General features: G+C 35.7%; 18 protein-coding genes. 1 reads left to right on the top strand and 17 read right to left on the bottom strand.

Annotated elements, in window-relative coordinates:
• Window positions 1-4 precede the first annotated feature (4 nt).
• Window positions 5-676 carry a DUF5710 domain-containing protein gene (locus tag C8269_RS07825; RefSeq protein WP_106461172.1) on the top strand — a complete coding sequence of 224 codons (672 nt, stop codon included), beginning with the start codon at window positions 5-7 and terminating at the stop codon, window positions 674-676.
• A 29-nt stretch (window positions 677-705) separates the two neighbouring features.
• Here the strand turns inward: C8269_RS07825 and sdaAA are convergent, their stop codons facing one another.
• The 17 genes from sdaAA to C8269_RS07910 form a co-directional block, all read right to left on the bottom strand.
• Complete coding sequence (gene sdaAA, locus C8269_RS07830; protein ID WP_106461173.1) at window positions 706-1,617, bottom strand: L-serine ammonia-lyase, iron-sulfur-dependent, subunit alpha; 912 nt, start codon at window positions 1,615-1,617, stop codon at window positions 706-708.
• A gap of 9 nt (window positions 1,618-1,626) precedes the next feature.
• Window positions 1,627-2,286, bottom strand: a complete 660-nt coding sequence (sdaAB, locus tag C8269_RS07835; RefSeq protein ID WP_106461174.1) for an L-serine ammonia-lyase, iron-sulfur-dependent subunit beta — start codon at window positions 2,284-2,286, stop codon at window positions 1,627-1,629.
• Window positions 2,287-2,377: 91 nt separating this feature from the next.
• Window positions 2,378-3,589: a dicarboxylate/amino acid:cation symporter gene (locus C8269_RS07840; protein WP_199792188.1), complete on the bottom strand. Its 1,212-nt coding sequence runs from the start codon at window positions 3,587-3,589 to the stop codon at window positions 2,378-2,380.
• Between the two features lie 438 nt (window positions 3,590-4,027).
• Window positions 4,028-4,507 (bottom strand): staygreen family protein, encoded by a 480-nt coding sequence (locus C8269_RS07845; RefSeq protein ID WP_106461175.1) that lies wholly within the window; start codon window positions 4,505-4,507, stop codon window positions 4,028-4,030.
• Window positions 4,504-5,031, bottom strand: coding sequence for a hypothetical protein (locus C8269_RS07850; RefSeq protein WP_106461176.1), 528 nt, complete (start codon window positions 5,029-5,031; stop codon window positions 4,504-4,506). The genes C8269_RS07845 and C8269_RS07850 overlap by 4 nt, the downstream gene beginning before the upstream one ends.
• Window position 5,032: 1 nt before the next feature.
• Window positions 5,033-6,016, bottom strand: a complete 984-nt coding sequence (locus tag C8269_RS07855; protein WP_106461177.1) for a radical SAM/SPASM domain-containing protein — start codon at window positions 6,014-6,016, stop codon at window positions 5,033-5,035.
• 136 nt (window positions 6,017-6,152) lie between these two features.
• On the bottom strand, window positions 6,153-6,596 hold the full coding sequence (locus C8269_RS07860; RefSeq protein ID WP_106461178.1) for a MaoC family dehydratase: 444 nt from the start codon (window positions 6,594-6,596) through the stop codon (window positions 6,153-6,155).
• Window positions 6,586-7,740, bottom strand: coding sequence for a haloacid dehalogenase-like hydrolase (locus C8269_RS07865; RefSeq protein WP_106461179.1), 1,155 nt, complete (start codon window positions 7,738-7,740; stop codon window positions 6,586-6,588). Before C8269_RS07865 ends, C8269_RS07860 begins: the two co-directional genes overlap by 11 nt.
• 8 nt (window positions 7,741-7,748) lie before the next feature.
• Complete coding sequence (locus C8269_RS07870; protein WP_106461180.1) at window positions 7,749-9,113, bottom strand: class II fumarate hydratase; 1,365 nt, start codon at window positions 9,111-9,113, stop codon at window positions 7,749-7,751.
• Window positions 9,113-10,531 (bottom strand): aspartate ammonia-lyase, encoded by a 1,419-nt coding sequence (locus C8269_RS07875; protein WP_106461181.1) that lies wholly within the window; start codon window positions 10,529-10,531, stop codon window positions 9,113-9,115. The genes C8269_RS07870 and C8269_RS07875 overlap by 1 nt, the downstream gene beginning before the upstream one ends.
• 144 nt (window positions 10,532-10,675) lie before the next feature.
• Window positions 10,676-11,809, bottom strand: a complete 1,134-nt coding sequence (locus C8269_RS07880) for a sortase (RefSeq protein WP_106461182.1) — start codon at window positions 11,807-11,809, stop codon at window positions 10,676-10,678.
• Window positions 11,810-11,973: 164 nt separating this feature from the next.
• Entirely contained in the window at window positions 11,974-13,104 is a 1,131-nt protein-coding gene (nagA, locus tag C8269_RS07885) for an N-acetylglucosamine-6-phosphate deacetylase (RefSeq protein ID WP_106461183.1), read from the bottom strand.
• A 163-nt stretch (window positions 13,105-13,267) separates the two neighbouring features.
• Window positions 13,268-15,049: a hypothetical protein gene (locus C8269_RS07890; protein ID WP_106461184.1), complete on the bottom strand. Its 1,782-nt coding sequence runs from the start codon at window positions 15,047-15,049 to the stop codon at window positions 13,268-13,270.
• Window positions 15,050-15,186: 137 nt separating this feature from the next.
• A complete protein-coding gene (locus tag C8269_RS07895) occupies window positions 15,187-15,474 on the bottom strand; it encodes a cupin domain-containing protein (protein WP_106461185.1) in 288 nt (95 codons plus the stop codon).
• A gap of 69 nt (window positions 15,475-15,543) precedes the next feature.
• Window positions 15,544-16,107: a uracil-DNA glycosylase family protein gene (locus tag C8269_RS07900; protein ID WP_106461186.1), complete on the bottom strand. Its 564-nt coding sequence runs from the start codon at window positions 16,105-16,107 to the stop codon at window positions 15,544-15,546.
• Between the two features lie 195 nt (window positions 16,108-16,302).
• A complete protein-coding gene (locus C8269_RS07905) occupies window positions 16,303-17,118 on the bottom strand; it encodes a Cof-type HAD-IIB family hydrolase (RefSeq protein WP_106461187.1) in 816 nt (271 codons plus the stop codon).
• A gap of 14 nt (window positions 17,119-17,132) precedes the next feature.
• Window positions 17,133-17,750: a dihydroxyacetone kinase subunit L gene (locus C8269_RS07910; protein WP_106461188.1), complete on the bottom strand. Its 618-nt coding sequence runs from the start codon at window positions 17,748-17,750 to the stop codon at window positions 17,133-17,135.
• Window positions 17,751-17,753: the final 3 nt, after the last annotated feature.

The raw sequence follows: 17,753 nt of genomic DNA on the forward strand, positions 1-17,753 counted from the left end.
TATTATGCTTTATTTAAATGTATCTTATGAAGATAAAGACAAGGCAAAAGCCTTAGGAGCTAGATGGAATCCTAATGTAAAAAAATGGTATGTAAAAGATAGAAAAGATTACCCTAAGTTTATGGAATTTATGGGAGATGATAATATCCTAGTTTTAGATAATCTATACCTAATCCAAGGATTTCAGGAATGCTTTCGATGCCATAAACAGACCAGAGTAATAGGTTTTGGTCTTGATAAATATCTAGCCATGTATAAGTATCTAGAAGTTGATAATTATAAATATGACAGACAAAAATTTACAAGAGATATAAAGTTATGTGAAAAAAATAATTTTGACATGCATATAGTTGGTCCCATAGACCCTATTCCATCAAAACTTTATAAACTAATCAGACAAAAATACAATTATAAAAATAGATATTCCAAAACAACTCACACTTCATCAATAAGCAATTGCTGCGATTATTGTGATGTTCTACAGGGTGACTTCTACTTATTTTATGAGGTTGATAGTCCTTTTTGGATTGACTCTGAAGAAAAATTAGAAAAACTTAAAATTTATAAATTTAACCTATCTAGAGATATACTAGTGAACGCAAATGACGGATGGTCGTCTTTTGACGAACTCTTTAAAAAGCATTGTAGGATAAAGGAATTTAATATAGAAATCTAAAAACCAGAAGCATATAGCTTCTGGCTTTTTTAGTGTTTAGCTTCGTTTTCTACTGTTTGGCCCTTTTCTGGGTTATCTATATATTTATCTCTTAGTTTTAGGGCTGATGGGCAGACTGCTATGCCGCCTTCGCCTGTTTCTCTAAGTCTTTCTGGTAGGGCATCTCCTACTCTCTTCATGGCTTCTACAGCCTCATCGAAAGTTACAAACATTGCCACGCCTGCCATTGCCATGTCGGCACTTGCTAGGGCGTTCATTATGCCGTTTGCATTTCTTAGGTTGCATGGGAATTCTACCATACCGCCTATTGGGTCACAGATTAGGCCCATGATATTTAGTAGGCTTGCTGTTGCGGCATTTTCTTGGGTTTGGATGTCATAGCCTCTGAGGTAGCATACTGCAGCTGCTGCCATAGCACTTGCTGATCCTGTTTCTGCTTGGCAACCGCCTTCTGCACCTGCAAAGGTCGCATTATCAAAGATTACCTGGCCAATTTGGGTTGCTACTAGGAGGGCTTCTTTTAGTTTCCTGTCGTCATAGCCATATTTTTTGTACATGGTCATCATGGTAGCTGGGATTATTCCAGAGCTGCCTGCTGTTGGTGCTGCTACTATCCTTCCCATGGCTGCGTTGACTTCTGATGTTGATAGGGCCATGGCCATCGCTATGGATGGGGTATCTCCTAGGACACTTTCCCCGCCTAGGAAGTATTCGTTCATCTTCTTGGCATTGCCGCCTGTCATGCCTGTTACGCTTCTTACGTCTTCTTCTAGGGCACGCTGTGCAGATGCTTTCATAACATCTAAGGTCTTTTGAAGTCTAGCAAATATCTCTTCTTCAGTCTTGCCTGTATTTTCTATTTCATCTTTTATAGCTAATTGCCAAAGATTGAGATTTTCATTCTCGCATCTTTCTTTTAGTAATTTCATTGTTGTAAGCATATTTCTATCCTATTCTATATATTTTAAGAAGGTAAAGTCTTTACCAGCTCTGATTTCCTCAAGGACTCCTTCTTTGAGTGGTTCATCAAGCTCGCAAACTAACATTACATTGTCACCATCTTTGATTGTCTTCATCATATGAATATTATAACCATACTCAAATAGCACTCCTGATACAAAGGCTATTACTCCCTTTTGCTCGCCATAAGACATAAAGAGGGTTGGCTTTGTGGCGTTGTATTCGATAGGATTGCCATTTACCTTGGTTATTACTATTGATCCACCACCTATAGAAGAACCTTGGACTTCTAGTGGGCTTCTGTCTGGATATTTGAAGACTATTTTTACTGTATTAGGATGTACATCGCCTAGGTCTGTTTCTAAGAAGTTGTATTTAATTCCAGCTTGATCTGCATAGTCAAATGAATTTATTATCCTATCATCATCTGGCTCATAACCTAAAACTCCACCTACTAAAGCTCTGTTTGTACCATGTCCCTTATAGGTTTTGGCAAAAGAACCGTGTAGATAAAAGTCTACTTCATTGAAATTTCTATCGACCATTCTCCTGGCTATATTGCCTATCCTACAAGCTCCTGCTGTATGAGAGCTTGATGGTCCGACCATGACTGGTCCCATTATCTCAAAAATTGAAGCATTTACTGCCATAATTTCTCCTTTTCCTTAAATTATAAAGGGGAGTTAACCCAATAGATATTTTGTTAACATCCCCTTATCTTGCAAAATTTTACTAATCTTATTATTTAACTGGGTCTGCTTGCCAGTTTTTGTCTCCTAGGATATTTCTGTGATAGAATTTATCCACTGCTACTGCTAGAGCTGTATCACCAGAGATATTTGCTGCTGTACCAAATGAGTCTTGGGTTAGGTATAGAGAAATAGCTAATGTTGCCATTGCTGACTCTGGGCTAATTCCTACTATTGGTAGGAATGGAAGTGCTGACATGATTGCTCCACCTGGTGCTCCTGGTGCTGCTACCATTGCTACACCAAGGATAGCTATAAGTTGGATCATTAGGCCATATGAGTGGTCCATGTTATACATTGTAAGGATTGTAAATACACAACCTGTAATTGTAATCATAGAACCTGGCATATGAACTGTAGCTCCTAATGGAATTACGAAGTCTCTGATTGGTTGAGATACGCCGTTTGCCTCAGCACATTCTAGGTTAACTGGAATTGTTGCTGCTGAAGATTGGGTACCTACAGCTGTAAAGTAGCCCCTAAGTTGGTTTTTAAGCATAGCAAATGGATTTTTGCCTGCATATGAACCTGATGCCACAAATAATATTGTGATGTAGATTAAGTGTAGGGCTATAATGCAGATAAATATCTTCCAGAAAATTGAAAGAACTGCGAATACAGAACCTGTAAAGGCCATCTTAGCGAAGTTACCCATGATAAAGAATGGAAGTACTGGAACTATAGCTACTGCTAATACTTGGGTGATGATTTGGTTAAATTCATCAACTGCTCCGTATAAGTACTTGCCAGAGCCCTTTTTCCTTAACCATGAAATACAGATACCAAGCATAAAGGCGAATATGATACCACTTGTAACTGTAAAGAATGGTGCAATCTCAACGGTAAAATATGGGTCAAGCTTGATTTCATCTGCTGCTTGGATAGCTGCTACTTGACTTTCGTTGATAAAGTTAGGGAAGATTGCCCTTGACATGAAGTATGATGCAGAACCACCGATAAGAGTAGATGCATAAGCTAGGGCTACTGTAACACCTAAAAGTTTACCAGCTCCTTCTCCTAGATCTGCTATACCCTTAGTAACGAATGCTAAAATCATAAGTGGAATTATGAAGTTTAGGAAGTTACCAAAGATAGATGAAAATGTCACAAAAATTCTTACTATTGATTCTGGTAGATAAGATCCTATTAAGATACCTAAGATTATACCACAAATCATTCTTGGAATTAAACCAATTTTTTTCATTTTTCTCTCCTTGTTTATGTAATATGTAAACCTTTGCAATCGATAGAATCAAAAAAGTAGATTTTTTCTAAAATATACCTGGGTCGCCTTATCCCAAAATCATTACTAATTATTTATCAAAAATCTATATCAATTTGTATTTCCTATCTGACTAGATTATATATGATAAAAACGTTTATGTCAACACTTTGAGGGAGGATTCGCCAAAAAATATCAATGATTTTCTTTGTTTGAAAATTATCAACTTGATATTATAAAGGATGTTAGCCCTTACATTTTTTATGATTTTTTTTAAAAAAATTCATAAATTTTCTTATTTTTTATCAAAATTATCCCTTATCGGAAATCATTTGTAAGATTTCCTACAGACAATTTCTAAGAAGATCATAAGTCTTATATTTTTAAAATAATCAAAAAAAGCTTAAAGAAAAATCCTTCTTAGCCTTTTTTATATCCTAGCAAAGTCTCATAATCAAATCCCTTCTCATAGTCTACAAATTTACCATTTTCATATATGAAATCATAGAGATTTTTATTTTTTATTATCTTATTAAATTTTGGATTATTAGATTTATAAATCTCTATTAAAGGTACTCTCAAATCTTCTTCTTTTAATTTTCTTTCTGCCTTAAGCATAGTCAATACCGAATTTCTCAAATGACCTTTAAAGATTAGATACCTACCCTCTGTCGTGTAGGAACTTTTATCATTATCAAGCAAGCAAGAAAATACAAAATCATCATCTTTCCAATATCCGAAAACCTCATCTAGATGATCTGATAGCTTGTAATCTTTAAAATCCGCTAGTATATGGACATACAAATCTCCAGTATCATCATCATGGGCTAGGATGTATTTTCTATCCTTAAGATCTAAATTTTTAGCTTTATTATCTTCTATTACTTCTGTTTTTCTCACGCTATAGCCATCCTTTTAGAAAAGACTCTAGCTGTATATTTACTTGCTCCAAGACCCACAAAATAGATTATTACGCTAATTATTAGGGTTGGTATTAAACCTGCCTGGACAAATCTTGAATTTGGTACAAACTTTGTAACTATAAAGTATGATGTCCAAACTGATAAAGTTGATTTGATTGGTACTGAATAAACTATATTTTCTATCTTGTCATAGTTTTTAAATATTAATAGGCTTAAAAGGTCACAAAGTATTCCTGAAAGCACTCCAGCTGCTGCCCCAAATATTGAAAATCTAAGCATATACAAACCATAGGCTAGAGATATAAAGCTAACTGTTCCTATTCTTCTTGTCTGCATAGCTGTAGCTGTATAGATAAAGGCAAATACTGGTGCTGTAACTAAAACTCTTGATGATGGGATAGGTAAGCTTAGACTTATAGTGTAAAGCATTTTTCCTACTACTATCATCATGGCTAAGGAAAGTGCCATTAAGACCCAATCTTTTAATGTAAATTTCTTCATTTCAATCTCCTAGTGAACAATAATTATCAAATTCTAAGTAGTCTCCTGTATTGGCAAAGGCTCTAGCTCTACATCCTCCACAGACTTCGTTATAGGAACAAGCTCCACATGCTCCTTTGTAGTTATCATAGTCTCTTAGTTTTTCAAAAACTTCAGACTTATTCCATATATCAAGGAAGCTCTCCTCTCTTAGATTGCCAGCAGTCACTTCTGCATAAGGGCAAATATTCACCCTTCCATCATAGACTACCGAGCAATATGACATACCAGCTATGCATGCCTTCTTAACCTTAGGATCAAGACCCAGTTCTCTAGCTATAACTGTAGACTGTGGGGCACAGGTTGGCTTTATAAATAGTTCTGATTCGTATTCAAGAACTTCCTTTATAGCTTTTAGATATTCTTCCTTGCTTAGGTAGACTCCCCCTAAATCTTTGCCCCTACCAGTCATTACCAAAAATAATACGTGTACTGAGCTGGCTCCTAGAGAGCTTGCAAAATCTAAAAGCTCGTGGATTTCATCTTTGTTTATCCTTGATATGGTTGTATTTATTTGAACCTTTACACCGTTTTTCTTTAAAAGTTCTATGCCTCTTAAGGTCTTATCAAAAGCTCCTTCATAGCCCCTAAAGTCATCGTGGGATTTTTTGTCAGTTGAGTCTATTGACACTGCAACTGATCTTATGTATTTTTTAATTTCTCCTATGTTATCTTCACTAATCAAAGTTCCATTTGACCCCAAGCAAGTATATAGTCCCAAGTTTTGAGCATATTCTGCAAGCTCGAATATATCATCTCTCATAAGGGGTTCACCACCACTTAGTTTGATCATATTAAAGTCAGCTTCTTTCATATCCCTAAAAAGTGCCTTGCACTCATCTGTGCTAAGCTCTCCAGAGGTATCTACATCCTCACCAGAATTCCTATAGCAATGTTTACAATAAAGATTGCAAGCTCTGGTTGTGTTTAGCGAAACGATTTTCAAGTATATCCTCCCCTATCTTTAATAGAAAGGCTTGCCTAGTTCAGGCAAGCCTTTACTTTAATAATCTAATTATAACAGATATCTCGTATTTCTCCAAACCACCCTACACTTCTCTTTAGGTTTTTGCTCAAATATCTTATTCCGGTCTAAATCTTACAAGGCCTGTGCAGCAATATTCGCTTACTACTTCTCCCTCAGGATTTGTCGCTGTCATTAAATAAGTGACTGCACCATTTACCCCTTCTTTTCTAACTTCTTTATCTACAATTTCGACTTTTATATCATATAAAGTGTCAGGATAGACTGGTCTTAGCCATTTGCCGTATTCTATACCAATGCCAGCCACTATGCCTGGCTTATCTATGTCTGTCTTTACCCATTGGCCCCAAAAGGCCATGTTTGAATAAGATCCTGGCGAGATTATCCTACCAAAAGGGCTTGCTTCTGCCACTTTCTTGTCTGTATGGATAGGTCTTGGGTCGTATTTTTCTCCAGCCCAAATCAGTTCTTCTTCGCTAAATTTGATGGGCTCTATTTCCTTGTCAAATACCATTCCTATTTCATAATCTTCAAAATACATTCTTAAGCTCCTTAGATCTTTTTTCTTTTATAAAGGTCTTAGCTCTGACATCCCTTGCTTGGAGGTGGTATTTATTATCTCCATCTAGGGCAAAAGCCTTAAGGTCATTTATCTTTCCTCCTATGTCCCTGTCAATTATAAGACCTAGGTCGGTTTGATCAAAGCTTGTAAGCATGGCATAATCGCCATCGCTATCGCCCCCGACCATGATTGGCCCGTAATTATTTGGATTTTTTATAAATTTATTTATAGTTTGGACCTTGCCTTCTTTAAGGGTTGGAGGGTAGGCTGGGTCAAGATTTGGAATAACTTTACCATCACCATCTTTTTCTAACCTTAGGCCAAGGACCTTGTCCTTGTCAAATCCATAAGCATTGGCCCTTGATGTGGCAAAAGCCCTTACTATATCTATGAAGGAGGCTGATACTATATAAACGTCAATTCCATTTGATTCTAAAGTCTTATAGAGCTTTGCCATTTCATCTATATCACCCAAGCCCACAAAGATTGATATCTCAACTCTTCCTGCGGAGCTTTCTATATCTGGAGATGTAAAGATTTCCCTTCTAGGGGTCTCTTTTTTGACATAGGCAAAGGCATCTTGACAGAGATTATAAAGCTCTTCTGTGGTGTAATTTGTAAGCAAAAATGACATCCAACAATAGTCTTCCCTTGCATCAGACCTTGCCCTGATAGCTTTGTACCTATAAAACATCTTACTTACAAATTCCTTGTAGACATTGGTATCTAGCAAATCCTCTAGGTCGATATCCCCTCCAAGGCTCTTAGCTGTCCCGTAAAGTTTGTCATAGGCTTCTTTTATATCACTAGCAAGGAGGTCTATATTTACAGGCTCTCCATCTAGATTATTAAATTTTTCATCAAGATTGTCAGAAGGGACATTTTTCTTTATTACTTCTATAAGCTCTTCAGGATCCATCTTAAAGGCTAAGTGGGTTATTATATAATATAAAAGTGCCTCTTCTACATCACCTATAATTGAGGTATTATCCCAATCAAAGACTGCAAAGGGCTTCTTATCTGCCCTGTAGGCTTCATTCTCACTGCCATGTCTTGCGAGCAAATTCTCTATGGCTTTTTGAAGTCTATCGTTGAAATTAGTATTTTTAATTGACTTGTTCATTCTTCCTCTCAGATCATCTTTTTGGGGTCTACGATTTTTATAAATTCTTCGTCAGACACATAAGCTAGCTCTTTGTTAGCTGCTCTTAAACTTATACCCTTTTTGTGGGCAAATTTAGCAAGGTCTGCCGCCTTTTCGTAGCCAATGAACGGAGATAGGCTTGTAACAAGCATGAGGGACTTATCTAGATTTTCTTTGATTTTTTCTTCATTTGCCACTAGGCCCTGGACTAGGTGGATATTAAAGGAATGCATGCCCTTTGATAAGATATCAATTGATTCTAGGGTTTTTGAGATTATTAGTGGCATATAGGCGTTTAATTCAAGTTGACCAAGGGAGTTGGCCATGGTGATTGCCTGGTCATTTGCCATCACTTCTAGGCAAATCATGCTTAACATCTCTACCTGGGTTGGATTTACCTTGCCTGGCATGATTGATGAGCCTGGTTCGTTGGCTGGGATTATTAGCTCGCCAATGCCTGTTCTTGGGCCAGATGATAAAAATCTGATGTCCTCGGCAATTTTTAAGAGGTTGCTGGCTAAGATTTTTATAGCTCCATGAGTCCTTGCCAGTCCACCTTTGGATGATAATTGCAAGAATTTATTAGGGTCAGCCTCAAGGTCTAGGCCAGTAAATTCTGATAAAAGTCTGGCCATTTCCTTATCGTAGCCTTCTTTGGTATTTAGTCCTGTGCCCACAGCAGTGCCCCCTATGGCAAGTTTCTCTAAAGCTTTGGCACTTTCTTTGATGTAGTCCTCGTCTCTAAGTATAAGATCTGCGTAGGTCTTTATTTCGTCTGAAAGGGCAAGGGGTGTGGCATCCTGAAGATGGGTCCTGCCTGTTTTAATTATCCCCTCAAATTCCTCTGCCTTTTTCCTAAAGCCTTGTCCTAAATTTTCTATTTCTGGCAAGAGCCTATCTCTTATAGCAAGTAGGCTTGCTATGTGCATGGCTGTCGGGAAGGAGTCATTTGTAGATTGGCTCATATTTACATGGTCATTTGGATGGATTAAATCTTCCCCCAAAATCTCATTGGCAAGGTGGGCTATAACTTCATTGACATTCATATTTGTCTGAGTCCCTGACCCTGTCTGATAGACTGTAAGTGGGAAGTGGTCCTCATAACCACCAGCTAGAAGCCTATCACAAGCCCCAACTATGGCTTCCTTTCGCTTATTATCAAGCTTACCCTGACTTTCATTTACTATTGCCGCCGCCTTTTTTACTAGGATTAGGGCATGGATTTGGTCTTTTGGCATCAACTTTAAGCCTTGGGGGAAATTTTCAAAAGACCTCTGAGTCTGAGCTCCCCAAAGCCTATCGCAAGCAACCTCTATCTCGCCCATGGAATCGTGTTCTATGCGCTTTTTCATCAATTTTTCTCCATATGTTCTTCATCAAGGATTCCTGGTCTGGTCATCCTCTTGTAATCAAGTATCTTATCGATTTCAACTTCATCCATAAGGCCCTTTTCAAGGATTAACTCCCTTACGGACTTATCTGATTTCATTGATTCCTTGGCGATGGCACTTGCAGCATCATAGCCAATATGTGGTGCAAATGGAGTAATTATTGCCACAGAATTTTCAACCTTGCGTCTTAATTTTTCCTTATTGGCTGTAATTCCTTCAACGCAATTTAGGGTAAGAGTTGAAATTGCACCTTTAAGAGCAGTTATTGACTCGATTAGGCTATAGAAAATTACTGGCTCAAAGGCATTTAGCTCTAGCTGGCCAGCCTCAACTGCCATTGTCACTGTCATATCATTGCCTATTACCAAGAAGGCAACCTGGTTTACAACCTCTGGAATTACCGGATTTACCTTGCCTGGCATGATAGATGATCCCGCCTGCTTGGCTGGCAATTTAAAATCTGAAATCCCTGTGGTTGGTCCTGATGAAAGAAGCCTTAGGTCATTAGCAACCTTTGATAGGCTGGCTGCAAAAGTTTTTAAAACTGAGGATGTAAATAAAAAACCATCCAAGTTTTGTGTTGCATCTATGAGATCATTGGCTTGATTTAGGTCAAGACCTGTGATATCACTTAAAGTTGTTACTATATTTTCTACAAAATAATAGTCCGCATTAAGGCCCGTACCTATGGCTGTTCCTCCAAGATTGACATAGGATAGCTCCTTCTTTGCAGCCTTAAATCTCTTTAGCCCTCTTTTTACAACACGTCTGTAGGCATTAAATTCCTGGCCAAGGGTAATAGGAACTGCATCTTGCAGCTGGGTGCGGCCCATTTTTATATATTCATCAAATTCTTTGGACTTCTTATCAAAGGCTTCGACAAGCTTTTCCACCTCTTCATATAAATCATCCATATAGCGAATTATTGCAATCTTGCCCGCTGTTGGGATAACGTCATTTGTAGATTGGCCTAAGTTTACATGATCATTTGGATGGATGTGCTCATAATGGCCCAGGCTTCCCCCTAGGCTTAGGTTTGCAATATTTGCTATAACTTCATTGGCATTCATATTAAAAGAAGTGCCAGCCCCTCCCTGAATTGGGTCAACAATAAATTGGTCAAGGTACTTGCCTGCCAAGATTTCATCGCAAGCGTCAACTATAGCCTGCATTTTCTTATCAGATAGGATTCCAACCTTGTTATTAAGTATGGCACAAGCCTTTTTAACTTCGACTATAGCCTTGATAAAATAAGGGTCCATGGCCTTATCTGTGATCTTAAAATTTTCATAAGCTCTGTAAGAATTTGCCCCGTAATATGCATCCTTTGGTATATTTAGCTCTCCCAAAGAATCTCTCTGTAACCTGAATTCACTCATATTTGCCTCCTATATAGATATTTTCTTCTAAATTAAAAATCTTTCCCTATCCTAATTATAAACCAAGAAAACGATTTTACCAAATAAATATACAGGACCTATAAATGATTAAAAAAAAAGAGCCCCATAGGACTCTTTAAAATATTATTTTCTTTTCTTGCTTGCGAATAGAGCAGTTGAGCTTGCTCCAAAAGTAAGGATAGCTAGAATAGATGAGCCTACGCCTGTCTTTACATTTTGGGATGAGGCTTTTACATCTTGTTTTCTTTCTTGCTTAAGACCTTCTTTTTCATCCTTTTTTGTGGCTTCGCTTGTTTGGTCTACTTTTTGAGATTTTTTATGTTCTTTATTTAATTCTTTCTTTTCTTCAGATTTTTCAGTAGCCCCGCTTTTTTCATCTACTTTATCTGGATTTGCTGGCTTAGCTGCTGAATTTTCGTTTTTGACATAGACTAGATCACCATTTTCAAAATATGTTCCATCAGCAAATTTGACTAGAGCTATAGGTTTGATGAATTTCGCATCTGCTGGTAGTTTGGTGATTTCTATCTCATAGCCATCTTCTACTTCCCTTATTATGTAATCATCTTGAGGGAGTTCTTGTTTTTTGTATTTTGGTGTTGCAGCTGATACTCCATCTAGCTTCATTGCCTTGTAATCATCTTCTGTAACATAGTTTAACTTTATAAATTTATTCTTACTTTCTCCAGATTTTTTTAGTCCCTTAAAGCTTGATTTTATCTTGATTTTATTATCCCTAAGTCCTACATAGGCTTTATTGTTGTGAGGATTCTTATTTGATCTTTCACCTTCTACTTGAAAATTCACTAAAGCCTTATGGGTATAGTCTCTAAATAAACCTTGTTTCTTACCATTGACTTTTTTAAATGGGATTTTTTCGATTTCTTCCAATTTTGCTTGGTCAATTTCTTCATCATTTAAAAGCTCTTTTGCTCTTGTTATAGAATTTTTGATATCTTCCTTAGCTTGGCCTTCGTAAGCTATAGCTGGATTATCAACAGATTCTTCATCCATTGAATCTAGATATTTTTTAAGATCTTCCTTAGCCTTAGCAACTTTTTCCTCAAAAGCCTTTGTCTCATCATCTTTTGTGGTTTCATCACTAAGTGGTATAGGATTTTCAACATCCTTTTCTTCACTCATAGTTTCTTGCTTAGGCATCTCTTCCATTAGCTGGCTTGCATCTACTCTTCCAGGAACTATATTTATCGCCAATAATAAGGCTAGGGCTAAGCTCGCTTTATGTTTTACTTTCATAAATCCTCCAAATTTATATAATAATTATCTTAAGCTATTTAAAGCTTCTTGTTAGTTACTTAATTAACCTTAATAATTATAATAAAAATTTAAAGACTTGTCAATAACGATTATCATTATTCTTCGATTAAAAAGCTCCTCATCTCTGAGAAGCTCTAAACATCTTATTTGCTATAAACCAATTTGCCATTTAAGAATGTTTTTTCTAGATTCATATCATAATCAAGAACTATAAAGTCAGCAGCGTAACCTTCCTTAAGCTTGCCACAAACATCATCTATGCCGACAGACTTGGCTGGCACAAGGCTTGCCATTTGAACAGCTTCAAAGACATCTGCAATATCCCAGTCAACAACATTTTTGATGGCATCCTTTAATTTTAGGATAGAACCCGCAAGAGATCCGCTATCCTTTAGCCTTGCTGTTCCCTTTTCAACTTTTACAGGAAAATCACCTAGCATATAGTCCCCATCAGCCATGCCGCCTGCGGACATGCAATCTGTAATTAGAGCAATGTGGTCCCTGCCCTTGGCATTCATTAAAATATTAGCAGCATGAGGATTTACATGATGACCATCGCAGATTAGCTCTGAAATAGCATCGGTGTTCATGGCAGCACCAACCATGCCAGGCTCCCTATGGTGGAGACCGCTCATACCATTATAGGTGTGGACAAATATATTTGCCCCAGCTTCAACTGCTTCTACCGCCTGGTCATAAGAGGCATCAGAATGTCCTAGGGCAACCCTTACGCCCATGGCGTTAGCTTCTTTGATAAAGTCAATTGCCCCTTCCCTTTCAGGAGCGATGGCAATCTTATTTACCAGACCATCAGATAGGTCCTTCCATTCTTTTAAATATTCAATCTTTGGATTAGACATGTAGGCTGGGTTTTGGGCTCCCTTGTACTTTTCTGTAAAGAAAGGTCCTTCAAGGAAAATTCCCCTAATCTTAGCCCCTTCAACATCTTTATATTCCTCACCAACCACCTTACAAGCCGCATCAGTCCTCTCCTTAGAGTCTGTAAGAGTAGTAGGCAAAAAGCTAGTCACTCCACACTCCAAAAGTCCCTTAGAAATCACATTTAGGGCCCCCTTTTCAGCATTCATGATATCCTTGCCATGGTAGCCATGGATGTGTGTATCCACAAGACCAGGAGCCACAATCTCCCCAAGGTCCTCATAAGAATCAGGCACTTTCTTAGAAAATCCCACAATCTTCCCATCATCAACTTCCATAAAATAATCTTCCAAAATCCTATCTTCTAGGATAAAATATTCTGCCTTATAAAACATAAATCCTCCCTTAATCATTCAATAATCTATCTACTAATATGATACCCAAAATATATGGTAGTGACCATTATAATAATATGTATTCTTATTTATTCCTCAAAAAAAGACGAGTCAACCGCTCGCCTTTCTTCATTTTATGCTTTTGTAAAATCAGATTTAGATTTTAATAACTATAAATTTCTTCTAATCTTTCTATTATTAGCCTTGTTTTTGATAATAGGTATACTTGTTTTTCTAGTAGACTTTGTAATCTTTGCCTTCTTTCTTTTGACATTTGCTTATTATTTACAAAATCTTGCGCACGTTTGAATACCTCAACACTTCTATTATAGGCTATTCTTAGTCTTGATATTGATATAACCATCTTTTCTTTATCTTTTTCTTGAATTTCTACTTCATCATCTTTTTCTGATGTCATAAAGTTATAGTATCCTAGATAATTATTATCATAATACTCCGGTGTCTTATCTTCTTTGACCATCAAAACTTTTATTATCTCTTGTATTTTCTCGATTTCTTTTTCTAGTTCTTCTCTTTTATTTAAGTAAGATAGTTTCTTGTCCTTAGCCTCGTCTATTTCTTTTTGTAATTTTTGTTTTTCTTCCTCAGTTAAATCCTTAATATTTGACTGAGCTTCTTTAAATCTAGCTATTTCTTCGTTCATTCTATTTAGCTGAGCATTCTTTTCAGCTAGTAGTTTTTCTTTTTCTTTTATTAATTTATCAGTAGATCCTAGTGGATTTTCTAAAAATGCTTTTAATTCTTTATATTTATCTGCTTTAATTCTATATTCTATAAAATATCTAGAGGATGTATTGTTTTCATCTATTGCTTTACTAATTTCTGTTCCCAACTTAGCTAATTCATCTTCAAGCTCAAATTTTCTGCTTACAAGAGCCTTTGTTTCCACTTGTATCTCTTCGTTCTCTCTTCTTAATTTATCTTTGTTTTTTTGATAATATAAGTCGTTTGTATCTCTTTGAATCTTAATTATCCAAGAAGCAATAGAGCTTTTTTCTTCAATTTGTTTTAAAACTTTAGCTTGTTCGGACCTTTTATCACCGATTTGCTTAGAAAGTTCCTCATATTTTTGATGGTCGATTATATAATCATTTTTAGCAGGCTTTGCCTTGGTCTCATTTTCAGCTATCTTAATATCTATATTATCAAGATTTACCTTTCCTTCTTCATATTCTTTCTTAATCTCAAGCTCATAATTCATTTTATCAAGCTTAGGAGACTCAGCATTCTTAAAAGCTTCTCTATCAATTTTTAAGTCTGATTCCAGCTTCTTTATTTCTTTATCATGATTTTTTATATCAAGATTAAGATAGGATAATTTTAAATCCTCTGCTTCTTTCTCCTCTGCATTGAGATTGACTAAGTTTTCTTCTCTTCTTTCTTTTTCATAATTTAATATGAAAATTTCTTTTTTATTTTTCTTTAGTTCGTCACTTTTTTCATTTTTATATTTCCATGCAGCATCAATTTCAGCACGTCTTATTTTTGCTTTTTCTTCCTGATTTTTATATTCTTCCTCGCTTGGAAATAGTTTTGAAACATCTGGTTTTTCAGAATCTTGTTTTTTTAGGTCTTCGATATCTTTTTCTAAGCTCTCTTTATCAGCCTCAACCTCATATTTTTCTCTTTTTAAACCAGAAAGTTTCTCGTTAATTTCTCGCCTACCTTGATCTGGGTCTAGTTGATTTGTTTTAGATATTATTTCTTCATCAACTTTATTGATTTCTTCATTTACTTTTGCTTTTTCTTTTTCTGCTACTTCTAAGTCTTTTTGATAATCTTTTAAGTTTTTTTCTTTTACTTCTGTACCTTCTGTGTTTGAGCCTGTATCCGCTTCATCAGCAAATACAGTATTTACTCCTAATGGAAATAATGATGCAAACATCATTATAGCTGCTAATTTACAAATTTTCTTCCCTTTCATAGCTTCTCCTTAAATATATAGATTTTCTTATTTTTATTATATCATGTTACGTTACTTTTGTAAATTAGTAAAATCTTTGTAAGCACAATATAAAACAGGTGGATAAAATATCCACCCGTCTGATATATAATATATACTTAGATTTTTGCCTTAATAACCATAAGGTCGCTATCTTCTATGGCTTCTAGAGCGTGCATTTCGTTTGGATCCATTGTGATGATGTCTCCTGGCCTTATTATTTCGCTTGCATTTTCTCCCTTAAAATCTACCTTGCCCTTATATATTACAACTACTACATTTTTATCTGATTTGTGGCTTGGGACTTCCTCGCCTTTTTTGATCTGTAGGTGGGTGATTTGTAAATTGTCCTCATCTACTAAATGTTCAAACTTGCCATCTAAGATATTTGCACTTATTTTTTTCATATATCCTCCTTTTTGATATTTATTATCACTAAGGTTATTATACTATTAGCTTTTTCAAATGATAATTTATCATAGATTATTTACAATCTTCTTCAGTTCAGGCAAGACTTCCTCTTTAAAAAAGGGATTTTTTGCCATCCACCTGTTGTTTAGTGGGCTTGGGTGGACTAGGGGGAAGTATTTTGGTAAATAGGCCTTAAAGTTTCTTACTGTTTCTGTGAGATTTTTCTTAAATTTATCTCCAAGATAGTATTTTTGAGCATAGGCTCCTATAAGGATTGTTAGCCTTACATTTTCTAATTGGTTTAAGATGAGAGGATGGTATTCCTCTGCTATGAATTTCCTCGGTGGCTTATCTCCTGATTTAGCCTTGCCCGGATAATAAAAATCCATTGGTATTATTGAATAGTCTTTGCTATGAAGGTCTTCCATGCTTATACCTAGCCAATCTACTAGGTTTTCGCCACTCTTATCTGCAAATAAAATCCCGCTTTCCTCGACCTTTTTTCCTGGTGCTTGGCCTATTATTAGGATTTTTGAATCCTTATTTAATTGAAAAATAGGACCTATGCCTCTTTCTGTATAGGCTTTATTTCTAGGATCTTTTTTTAGTTTTTCGATTATTTCTTCCATAATATTTCCTTATATTTAAGCTATTTTATTTAAGTTTGTCTTTTTATAAGAATACCCAAAACTTGCATAAAATAAAAGCTCCGACTTAGTCAGAGCTTCTAATATTTTATTCTTCAATTTTTTCAAATACGGAATTGGCTATTTATTAGCTTTACTGTTGAGATATTTTGTCCTTTTTGAAGATAAGCAGGGAACCTAATTCATTAATTCAAAGTAATCTATTAAAAATCTTGCTACACCATCTTCTGAATTAGGTTTAGCTATATAGTCAGCCTTGGATTTAAGAACGTCTTTTCCATTTCCCATAGCAACAGAAACACCAGCGTATTCTATCATTTCAATGTCATTGACGTTATCCCCAAATGCCATTATTTGATTTCTATCAATATTTAAATATCCACTTAGAAATTCTAAGCCCTTTCCTTTACTTGAGTGTTTATTTAATATCTCGTAACTAAATGTTTCATTCCTCATTGTGGAATATTTCTTCTCAAGAGTATTCAAGGTCGCTTTTTGAAAATTATCTAGTAAATCTTCTGGTCCCATTACATTTATTCTACATATGGGTTCATTTTTATAAGAACCAATATTTTTGCTAGCCATCCTCAAGATATCCTTGTCATGAATAAATGCTTCGTTAGGGTGGGTCTCATCAATGTATAAATAATCATCAGTATAAAATGCTACTTGGAGTTTATCATAATTTTCAGTTAGATTCTTTATGAATAAATAGTCATTTAAATTCATAGCATTGAGTTTAATATTACCTTCGTCAATATTTTCTCTTATAATAGAGCCAGTGTTTGTTATTGAATAGTTATCTTTACCTAATGTACCTAACTTTACTAAAAACCTACTGAATCCAGCATAAGGTCTACCTGTAGCTATAACTATTTTTATATCTTTTTTTATTAACTTTTTTATAGCTCTTATATTATATTCTGATAATTCTCTATTTTCGTTTAATAAGGTCCCGTCCAAGTCAAAAGCTATCAATTTAATGTTTTTCATCTTATCTTTATATCTTACTTATTGTAATATTTATCTAGAGCTTCGAATAGAAGTTTACCCACGTAAGCACCACCATCCATGTGTCCTAGAGTTTTTTCACCATGGTAGGATGCTCTTCCATGTTTACTTACCATGTTTTTAGTTTCTTCAGCACCCTTATCAGCCTCTTTGGCCATAGCGGCTGCTAGTTTTTCAATACCTTCAGATTTTACACTCTCTGTATTTTCTACCGCTGGAATTAGTGAGTCTAGTATAGTTTTTTCACCTGCTTTAGAACCTGTTTTGCTTACTATATTATCAACTCCTGCTTTGATGGCGTCATAAAGGTCATCGCTTGATAAGTTTTCCTTACCTTTTGTTGCTTTAGCTATACCAATCATTCCAAAAGATAGAATTGTTCCTAATGAAGAAGGAGCACTTTCATTAAAGTCCCTCCCCATCTTGATAAAAACTTTGCCTAAATCACTTTCATCACTACTAAAGTTTTCAAGAAGTCCTCTAAATCCTTGGCACATTGAGATACCAAGATCTCCATCTCCAAACAACTGGTCTAAACTTATTAGGTAATCTTTATTTTCAATCATCAGTTGTTCAATTATCTCATTTATTTTAAGAACGTCTTTTGTATTCATATT

Source organism: Anaerococcus sp. Marseille-P3915, from assembly GCF_900258475.1.
Lineage (GTDB): Bacteria > Bacillota > Clostridia > Tissierellales > Peptoniphilaceae > Anaerococcus > Anaerococcus kampingae.